This window comes from Flavobacterium sp. PLA-DH12 (genome assembly GCF_059511845.1).
Genome location: NZ_JCAMPD010000015.1, coordinates 101,298 through 112,053, shown reverse-complemented (window position 1 = coordinate 112,053; position 10,756 = coordinate 101,298). Strand labels below are relative to the sequence as shown.

At 35.3% G+C, this 10,756-nt stretch carries 7 protein-coding genes; all 7 read left to right on the top strand.

The genetic code is table 11. The annotated features are described in order from the left end of the window. Positions 1-202: 202 nt before the first annotated feature. Entirely contained in the window at positions 203-1,168 is a 966-nt protein-coding gene (locus tag AC5ZCW_RS21950) for a glycoside hydrolase family 130 protein (RefSeq protein ID WP_496121774.1), read from the top strand. 7 nt (positions 1,169-1,175) lie between these two features. Then, positions 1,176-2,243 (top strand): carbohydrate-binding family 9-like protein, encoded by a 1,068-nt coding sequence (locus AC5ZCW_RS21945; protein WP_496121772.1) that lies wholly within the window; start codon positions 1,176-1,178, stop codon positions 2,241-2,243. Beyond that, a complete protein-coding gene (locus tag AC5ZCW_RS21940; RefSeq protein WP_496121770.1) occupies positions 2,218-3,336 on the top strand; it encodes a putative glycoside hydrolase in 1,119 nt (372 codons plus the stop codon). Before AC5ZCW_RS21945 ends, AC5ZCW_RS21940 begins: the two co-directional genes overlap by 26 nt. 90 nt (positions 3,337-3,426) lie before the next feature. Beyond that, positions 3,427-4,449, top strand: a complete 1,023-nt coding sequence (locus AC5ZCW_RS21935; protein ID WP_496121768.1) for an isoaspartyl peptidase/L-asparaginase family protein — start codon at positions 3,427-3,429, stop codon at positions 4,447-4,449. A gap of 447 nt (positions 4,450-4,896) precedes the next feature. Continuing rightward, positions 4,897-7,209, top strand: coding sequence for a beta-N-acetylhexosaminidase (locus AC5ZCW_RS21930; protein ID WP_496121766.1), 2,313 nt, complete (start codon positions 4,897-4,899; stop codon positions 7,207-7,209). A gap of 164 nt (positions 7,210-7,373) precedes the next feature. Beyond that, entirely contained in the window at positions 7,374-9,227 is a 1,854-nt protein-coding gene (locus AC5ZCW_RS21925; RefSeq protein ID WP_496121764.1) for a glycoside hydrolase family 35 protein, read from the top strand. Positions 9,228-9,263: 36 nt separating this feature from the next. Beyond that, entirely contained in the window at positions 9,264-10,748 is a 1,485-nt protein-coding gene (locus AC5ZCW_RS21920) for an alpha-L-fucosidase (RefSeq protein WP_496121762.1), read from the top strand. Positions 10,749-10,756 lie beyond the last annotated feature (8 nt).

Below are 10,756 nucleotides of genomic sequence, written 5' to 3'. Positions count from 1 at the left end.
GAATTATTACAATATTTATATTACTATAATCACGAAAGACCACATCAGGGAATTGATGGAAAAAAGCCAATTGAAATGATAAATCCGTTACCGAAATAAGTGACTTTTACAGAAATGACAAAACAGTGCGTGACAGTTCAAAACAACAGTCACAAACAAAAGAATAAAAGAATAAAAAACTAATAAATAAAAAAAACAAAAAATGAGTACTATTCCTTGGCAAGACAGACCCGAAAACAGTAAAGATGTAATGTGGAGATATTCTGAGAATCCAATTATCGATAGATATTCGATTCCTTCATCAAACAGTATATTCAATAGTGCAGTTGTACCTTTTGGAGACGGATATGCTGGGGTTTTCAGATGTGATAATAAAGCGGTTCAGATGAATATTTTTGCTGGTTTTAGTAAAGATGGTATCAATTGGGACATTAACCATGAACCAATTGAGATGAAATCTGGAAATACAGAAATGATCGAATCTGCTTATAAATATGATCCTCGTGTGGTTTGGATCGAAGACCGTTACTGGATTACGTGGTGTAACGGTTACAACGGACCAACAATTGGTATTGGTTACACTTTCGATTTTAAAGAATTTTTCCAATGTGAAAACGCCTTTTTACCATTCAACAGAAACGGAGTTTTATTTCCACAAAAAATTAATGGAAAATATGCGATGTTAAGCCGTCCAAGTGATAACGGACACACGCCATTTGGTGATATCTGGATTAGCTATAGCCCAGATATGAAATATTGGGGAGAACACAGATTGGTGATGAAACCAAGTCCGTTTGAGCAAAGCGCTTGGCAATGTACAAAAGTAGGTGCAGGACCAATTCCGATTTTAACTGTCGAAGGATGGTTAATGATTTACCACGGAGTGATCAATACTTGCAACGGTTTTCGTTATGCAATGGGGTCAGCACTTTTAGATGTTGATTCGCCAGATCAAGTAAAATACAGAACGCAACCTTATTTATTAGGACCAGCAGAGACTTATGAAATGGTTGGAGATGTTCCAAACGTAGTTTTCCCTTGTGCTGCTTTACACGATATTGAAGAAGATAAATTGGCAGTTTATTATGGTGCAGCAGATACTCATGTAGCAATTGCTTTCGGAAAATTAAGTGAAGTAATTCAGTTTACAAAAGATAATAGTTTATAATATAAAGATGCATAGTAGAGGTAAATTATTGTCCCTAGCCGTTTTTTTTGTTGGATTGATGAGTTACGCGCAATCTGAAAAACCGGTTACGCCGAAAAGTTATATTGCGTATAAAACTTCAAATGAAATTGTTATTGACGGAGACGGAGCAGACAAAGCTTGGGAAAAAGCGTCTTGGACAACTCCTTTTGTCGACATAGAAGGCGTTGAAAAACCAAAATACAATACTCAGGTCAAAATGCTGTGGGACGATAATTACTACTATATTCTCGCTAAAATAGAAGAACCTCACGTTTGGGCAAATCTAAGACAGCGCGATACTATTATTTTTTACAATAATGATTTTGAGGTTTTTATTGATCCCGATAATGATACGCACAATTATTATGAATTGGAAATTAATGCACTGAATACCGCTTGGGATTTATTCATCAATAAACCCTACCGCGAAAAAAATACGGTTTTAAATGACTGGAATATCGACGGATTAAAATCGGCTGTAAAGGTAGACGGAACTTTAAATAATGCTTCAGATACAGATAAAGGCTGGACATTAGAAATTGCCATTCCGTGGTCGGTTTATAAAACATCTTATTTTGATGATATTGTTCCAAAAGATAAGTTTTGGAGAGTCAATTTTTCTCGGGTAAATTGGCAGCATTCGGTTATTGATGGAAAATATGAACGAAAAAAAGATTCAGAAGGAAAGTTTCTCCCAGAATACAATTGGGTTTGGTCGCCTATGGGAGTCATCAATATGCATGAGCCCGAAAAATGGGCTTATGTATACTTTTCTTCAAAAGAAAGCGACGATAAATTTACAATTCCACAGGAAGAAAAAGTAAAATGGGAACTATATACCTTGTACCGTGCTCAAAAGAGATATTTCGATAAAAATAAATCTTGGGCAAAATCACTGCAAAGTATCAGCTCAAAAAATATAATTGTTGATGGAAAAGTTTTAAAACCAGTTTTAGAAAATCATTCGTCAGGATTTAATATCTTGGTAAAGAGTCCTTTTTCAAACAAAACCTTAATAATTAAAGAAGATGGAAAAATTATTACGAACGAATAAGCTGCAAAAACTATCAAAAGTTTTAGTATTAGCGCTTTCGCTGAGTTTATTCTCTTGCGGACAAAAAGAAAATAAAGAACAGGAAAACGGAAAATTCACTTTTGGTGTTTGGACCACTGCTGACGCTAAAAAATCGGATGCCGATTATTCGAAAGAATTCAAAAAATACAAAGACGGTGGAATTGATGAAGTTTTAATTAACACGCAAACCGATCCGAAACTATTAGCAAGATTAGTTCCGCTTGCAAAAAAAGAAGGACTAAAAGTGCATGCTTGGATTATGGCAATGAATCGTCCAAATGATTCAGTTTCTCTACAACATCCAGATTGGTATCAAGTAAGCAAAGAAGGAAAATCTTGTTTTGATAACCGTCCGTATGTAGATTATTACCAATGGCTTTGCCCAACTAAAGAAGCATCTAGAAATCACGTTTTAGGTTTGGTTGAAGGTTTAGCAAAAGTAGAAGGAATTGAAAGTGTACATTTAGATTATATTCGTTTCCCAGATATTTTCTTGCCAATTAGTTTGTTACCTAAATACAACTTAGTTCAAGACGTAGAATTACCACAATTCGATTTCTGTTATTGTGATGCTTGCGTAAGCAAATTCGAAAAAGAACATCACAAAAATCCAAAAAATAGCCACAACACTTCAATTGATATGGAGTGGAAAAATTTTAGATTAAATGCAGTAAAAGCGGTGGTTGACGATGCGTATAAAATCGCTCATAAACACAATAAAAAATTGACAGCAGCAGTATTTCCTTATCCAGAAATGGCAGATCACATGGTGCGTCAGCGTTGGGACAAATGGAATATTGACGAAGTATATCCAATGATTTATCATAGTTTTTATGATGAAGAAATTGACTGGGTAGGTTATGCAACTAAACAAGGTGTAGCCGATTTAGAAGGAAAACAGACGAAAATAAATACAGGAATTTATATTCCTGGATTAAAATCGGATGCAGAATTGAAAGAAGCAATTTTGCTGGCTAAGAAAAATGGTGCAACGGGAGTTTCATTTTTTGACGGAAATGCTTTATCAGAAAGTAATTTAAGGACGATTGCAGCCGTAAAATCGGTCATGTAGTAGATTTTACTGGGATTAAAAAAGATTACTGATTAATTTAGCAACGTTAAGAACATTTTGTTTCTGAAAGTTGAATTTAAACCAAAAGACATGTCAAATAGAAGAGATTTTATTAAGAAAACCACTCTAGGCACTTTAGCCATAAGTTCTGTTTTGGGCGTAAGCGGATTTGCTGCCAATCATGAAAATGAACCAGAAGCTGAATCAAAAGAAAAAAAACAGACCAAACCAATCATCATCTCGACATGGAATCATGGTTTGCCTGCTAATAAAGAATCTTGGAAGAATTTAAAAGAAGGAAAATCGGCTTTGGATGCTATCGAAGCTGGAATGAAAATACCTGAAGCCGATCCAACTGTTCGTAGTGTTGGTTATGGAGGATATCCAGATCGCGAAGGAAAAGTTACCCTTGATGCCTGTATCATGGATCACAACAGTAATTGCGGTTCTGTTTGTTTTTTACAAGGAATAATGCATCCAATTTCTGTTGCAAAAAGAGTATTGCAAAATACGCCTCACGTCATGTTAGCTGGGCAAGGTGCATTGCAGTTTGCTTTGTCTGAAGGTTTTAAAGAAGAAAATTTATTGACACCAGAATCTGAAAAAGACTGGAAAAAATGGCTGGAAGATTCCAAATACAAACCGGTCATTAATATAGAAAATCACGATACCATAAGCATGTTAATGTTAGACCAAGATGGCAACCTTTCTGGCGGATGTACCACGAGCGGTGCAGCTTGGAAAATGCACGGACGCGTCGGTGACTCCCCAATAATCGGCGCGGGTCTTTTTTTGGACAACGAAGTAGGCGCAGCAGCTGCAACAGGTTTGGGCGAAGCAGTAATTAGAACTGCCGGAAGTGCTATGGTGGTAGAATTAATGCGTCAAGGAAAATCTCCTTATGATGCTTGTAAAGAAATCACAGAGCGTATTTATAACAAACATAAAAACCACAAAGACATGGAATATCTCCAAGTTGGTTTTATTGCCTTGAATAAAAGCGGTGAATATGCAGGTTATAGTCTAAGATCTGGATTTAATTACGCCGTTTCTGATGACGTAAAAGGCCACAGAATGGAAGACGCGAAATTTAAAATGTCTTGGGATAAATAAAACTAGGCGTAAATATTTTTAAACACATAGAAACATAGAATTTGTTGTGGTTAAAGACGTTTCACTTAGAATAAATAACATGGCGAGTTTAGAACTTTGTCAAAGTTTCAAACTTTGACAAAGTTTAACGACACAGTTTTGTCATCCTGAGGAACGAAGGATCACACTCGGGATTCGACAAAGAATATACGCAATATTTGTCATTTCGACGAAGGAGAAATCTCCGCAAGAAACTCTACAAAGATTGGCGAGTTATTTTGAGGAGCTACTAACGAAGATTTCTCCTTACGTCGAAATGACAAACTGAAGTCAAAAACTTCAAAACATAAAAATGAAACCAGTTTCTATGTGTATTCATGCAAAGTGAAACGCCTTTTTTAAGCTTAAAAAAAACTATGTCTCAATGTGTTTAAAAAAATAACCGCAAAGAGAAACCAAAAAATAAAGATGAAAAAAGTACTATTCTTATTAACCGTAATTATTTCAATTTTCTCGGCTAACGCGCAGAAAGTTTACACGGAAAGTGATATTCGTATCATTCCGAAACCGACTCAGACTCTGATTAAAACAGGTGTTTTTGAATTTACAAAAGACACGAAGTTTGTCGTAAACGGTGATTTCCAGAAAGATGCTGCAAATGCTTTGGCTTCTAAATTTGGTACTGCCGCAGGATGGAAACCAGAAGTGACTACAAAAGCTCCTGCGAGTAATTATGTTTTATTAAAAACAGATCCGAACTTAAAGAATGAAGCTTACGTTTTAGATGTAAATCCAACTAATATTGTTATTTCTGCAAAAGGGAATAACGGTTTTTTATACGCCTTAGAAAGCATCAGACAATTACTTCCTGAGGCGATTGAAAGTCAATTTGCGATTACTTCTGCAAAATGGCAGATTCCAAGTTTAACGATTAATGATGAACCTCGTTTTAAATGGAGAGGTTTAATGCTGGATTTTTCACGTCATTTTTTTGATAAAAATTATGTTTTAGCCACAATCGATCGTTTGGCTGCACATAAAATGAATGTTCTGCATATGCATTTAGTAGATGATCAAGGCTGGAGAATCGAAATCAAAAAATATCCAAAACTGACCGAAGTTGGTGCTTGGAGAGTAGATCAGGAAAATGTTTCTTGGAATGCCAGATTAACTACAAATCCTGACGAAAAAGGAACTTACGGCGGATTCTTCACGCAAGATGAATTAAAAGAAATTGTAAAATATGCAGCTACAAAAGGAGTTGAAGTAATTCCAGAAATCGAAATGCCGGCACACGTAAGCAGTGCAATTGCGGCTTATCCAGAATTGGCTTGTTTTAACCAGAGAATTGGTGTTCCGTCAGGTGGAGTTTGGCCTTTAACGGATATTTATTGTGCTGGAAAAGAAACTACGTTCGAATTTTTGCAAAATGTAATTGATGAAGTAATTGCCATTTTTCCTTCAAAATACATTCACATTGGTGGAGACGAAGCGACTAAAACCAATTGGGCAAAATGTCCGCACTGCCAAAAAAGAATCAAGGATGAACATTTGAAAAACGTAAACGAATTACAAAGCTACTTTGTAAAACGTATGGAAAAATACATCAATTCAAAAGGTAAAAAAGTAATTGGTTGGGATGAAATCTTAGAAGGCGGTTTGGCTCCAGATGCTACAGTAATGAGCTGGAGAGGAACAAAAGGCGGAATCGAAGCGGCAGATCAAGGTCATGATGTAATTATGACACCAGAAACGCCTTGTTATTTCAACTTTTATCAAGGTCCACAAAATGAGGAACCTTTAGCATTTGATGCTTATAATCCGTTAAGTGAAGTGTATAAATTTGATCCTGTTGTTTCTACTATGACGCCACAAGAATCAGCGCATGTTTTGGGCGGACAAGCTAATTTATGGGCAGAACATATTGCAGGGCCGAAAGATTCTGAATATATGATTTTTCCAAGATTAGCGGCTTTATCAGAGACTTTATGGAGTCCGAAAGAGAAGCGCAATTGGAACGATTTTACCTCGAGATTGTTCTCAATGTTTAAACGTTACGATTATCAGGGATTAAATTATGCGAAAAGCGCTTATTTGGTAACCGCTTCTTCAACAGCAGATTTAGCGAATAAACAAGTGAAAGTGGAATTGAAAAATGAATTTCCAAATCCAGATATTCGCTATGTTTTAGGAAACCAAAGCATTGATCATCACGCTATAAAATATACTACTCCAATTGAAATTGCAGCAACTACAGTTTTAAAAGCTTCTTTATTTCAAGACGAAAAACCAGTTGGAAAAACATTTACAGATACTATTGTTTTTCATAAAGGATTTGCGAAGAAAGTGAAATACTTAACGCCTTTTAATGAAAATTATAAAGGAGATGCCAATACAATGGCTAATGTAATCAGAGGAAGCAAAAATTTCCATGACGGACAATGGCAAGCTTGGCTGGTTAATGATATGGAATTGGTAATTGATCTCGAGAAAGTAGAAAGTATTGAACAAGTTATAGTTGGAGCTTTAGAAAGTCAAGGTGCAGGAGTTAATTTCCCAATTCAAGTGAAAGTATTGATTTCTACTGATGGAATTAAATATACGCAAGTTGGAAAAATAACACGTCCGTATGCAGCAAATCCAGTTCCGGAGTTGAAAGATTTCAAAATCAATTTCCAAAAACAAAATGCACGGTTTGTAAAAGTAATCGGTGGCAACTTAAAGAAAAGTCCAAAAGGAGAAAGTTCTTGGTTGTTTGTGGATGAGATTTTGGTGAATTAAATATTTTTAAACACATAGAAACATAGATTTTTTTGACTTTGAAAAGAGTTTAGAAAGAAACTAGTTTCTAACACATAGTTTAACGTGAAATGCTTGTGACAGCTTTGTCAAAGTTTCAAACTTTGACAAAGCTTTAAAGTCATAAATGTATAATCTGAAAAAAAATGAATAAGATATTATTTAAGCTCGGAGTATTATTGATTTGCTTGATGCCGTTTTTTACAAAGGCTCAAACAAAAGGATTTTCTATATCTAATGGAGAATTTCAAAAAGATGGGAAGATTGTAAAAATACATTCAGGAGAAATGCACTATGAGCGTATTCCTAAAGAGTATTGGAGACATCGATTGCAAATGATTAAAGCGATGGGATTGAATACCGTGGCAACTTATGTGTTTTGGAATTATCACGAAATAGAACCAGGTGTATGGGATTTTAAAACAGGAAATAGAGATTTGGCAGAGTTTTTACGCATTGCTAAAAGTGAAGGATTATATGTAATTCTTAGACCAGGTCCGTATGCATGTGGTGAATGGGAGTTTGGCGGATATCCTTGGTGGCTGCAAAATAATCCAGATTTAGTAATTCGTACCAATAACAAAGCATTTTTAGATGCTTGTAAAACGTATCTAGAACATTTATATGCAGTAGTAAAAGGAAATTTTGCTAATCAGGGAGGCCCAATTATTATGGTTCAGGCTGAAAATGAATTTGGTTCTTATGTTTCTCAAAGAACCGATATTAGTGCTGAAGATCATAAAGCATACAAGACTGCAATTTACAATATACTTAAAGAAACGGGTTTTCCAGAGCCTTTTTTTACTTCTGATGGTTCTTGGTTATTTGAAGGCGGCATGGTGGAAGGCGTATTGCCAACTGCAAATGGAGAATCAAACATAGAAAATTTAAAGAAACAAGTTGATAAATACCATAACGGGCAAGGACCTTATATGGTAGCAGAGTTTTATTCTGGTTGGTTGGATCATTGGGCAGAACCATTTATTAAAGTTGGATCTGAGGAGATTGCAAGTCAGACCCAAAAGTACCTTGATGCAGGTGTTTCTTTTAATTATTATATGGTGCATGGCGGTACTAATTTTGGATTTACCTCTGGAGCAAATTACAATGAAGAGAGTGATATTCAGCCAGATATTACAAGCTATGATTATGATGCGCCTATTAGCGAAGCAGGTTGGGCAACACCAAAATTCATGGCTATTCGTGAAGTAATGCAAAAGTATTCTAAAACAAAATTAGCACCGATTCCTGAGAAAATACAAGTTACAAAATATCCTAATCAGCCTGTCAAATCAAGTATGGATGTTTTAAGTTGGATCAAAAAAGAAAAAGCGGTCGTAAATGATCAGCCTTTAACATTTGAAAAGTTAGGTCAGGGAAATGGATATGTTTTATATCGTAAACGATTTACGCAGCCAATTTCTTCTGGCAAATTGAAAATTGAGGGATTAAGAGACTTTGCTACAGTTTATGTAAATGGAGTTAAGGTAGGTGAATTGAATAGAGTTTTCAAAAATTACGAACTGACCGTTTCTATTCCGTTTAACGGTATTTTAGAAATTCTGGTTGAAAATATGGGACGTATTAATTACGGAGCCGAAATAGTACATAATACTAAAGGAATTATTTCTCCAGTATTCATTAATGAATATGAAATTAGTGGTGGATGGGAAATGTATAAAATGCCAATGAGCGAAGTGCCAGCTATTAAAAATGAAACGGTAAAATCGGGACGTCCAGTTTTATATGAAGCTACAGTAAACATCGATAAACCAGCCGATACTTTTCTTGATATGTCTGCTTGGGGAAAAGGAATTGTATTTGTTAACGGACACAATCTTGGTCGCTATTGGAAAGTAGGACCGCAACAAACACTTTATGTACCTGGCTGTTGGTTGAAAGCGGGTGAGAATAAGTTTGTTGTATTGGAGCAACTTAATGAAATTAACCAAACAGAATTAACTTTTACAGATCAGCCGATACTTGATAAACTAAACTAAAAAACAAAGAATAATAAATTATAAATTAGATTAAAGATGAAAAAAGGAATATTCATAATCGCCCTTTTATTTTCAGCTCAGATATTCGCTCAGGCGATTTATGAAGATGAAAGATACGTACCAGAAACTGATCCGTTAGTTTTAAAGAACTTAGACGAGTGGCAAGGCAAGAAATTTGGTCTGCTAATGCACTGGGGAACTTACAGCCAGTGGGGTATTGTAGAATCTTGGTCTATTTGTCCAGAAGATTATGGATGGTGTGAACGTAAAAAAGGAAGTAATCCGTCTAATTATAATGACTATATTAAAGATTACGAAGGATTAAGAAAGACTTTTAATCCTGTAAAATTTGACCCTGCAAAATGGGCAAAAGCGGCCAAATATGCTGGAATGAAATACATGGTTTTTACCACCAAACACCATGACGGATTCAACATGTACGATACTAAATATTCTGATTACAAGATTACTAGTAAAGATGTTCCTTTTCATACCAACCCGAAAGCAGACGTTTTAAAAGAGATTTTCAATTCTTTTAGAGGCGAAGGGATTTCAACTGGAGCTTATTTCTCTAAACCAGACTGGCATAACGAAAACTATTGGGATCCATATTTTCCTCCTTTCGACAGAAACGTAAACTACGATCCTTCTTTATATCCAGAAAAATGGCAAAAGTATGTTGATTTCACTCACAATCAAATCTTAGAAATTCTTTCTAACTACGGAAAAGTAGATATCTTATGGTTAGATGGTGGATGGGTTAGAAAAAGAGACCAAGTAAACATTAAAGAAAACTACGACGAGAAGTTTGCAGAAAACGAATCTAAAAATGGTTTCATTAAACATAGAGTTGTTGATCAAGATCCGAAAATGGATGAGTTAGTGATTAAAGCGCGTCAAAAACAACCAGGTTTAATTGTAGTAGACAGAGCGGTTCATGGTAAAAACCAAAACTATTTAACTCCAGAAGGACGTGTTCCTGAAAAAACATTGCCTTATCCTTGGGAATCTTGTATTCCAGCTGGTGGCGGATGGTCTTATTCTCCAGGTGCAACTTACATGACTGGAAGACAAGGAATTCATTTGTTGATTGATATTGTAGCTAAAGGCGGAAACTTATTATTAAACGTTGCTCCAAGTCCAGAAGGAGAATGGGATAAAGGTGCTTACGATTTATTGCAAGCTTATGGTGATTGGATGAAAGTAAACAGCACAGCGATTTACAATACAAAACCAATTGAGCCTTACAAAGAAGAAAACATTTGTTTCACACAAAATAAAGCAGGTAATGTATTTGCATTTTATTTAGCTAAAGAAGGAGAAGACAAAATTCCTACTGAAGTTACAGTAAAAGCTATCAGTCCTAAAAAAGGAACTAAGATTACGATGTTAGGTTCTAAAACTTCTTTAAAATGGACAAAAGAAGGAAACGGATTTAAAGTAATTATTCCAGAAAGCTTAAGAAATAATCTTCCTGCAAAAGAAGCGTGGACTTTAAAAATTGAAGCGATCAACAGATAAAAATGAAA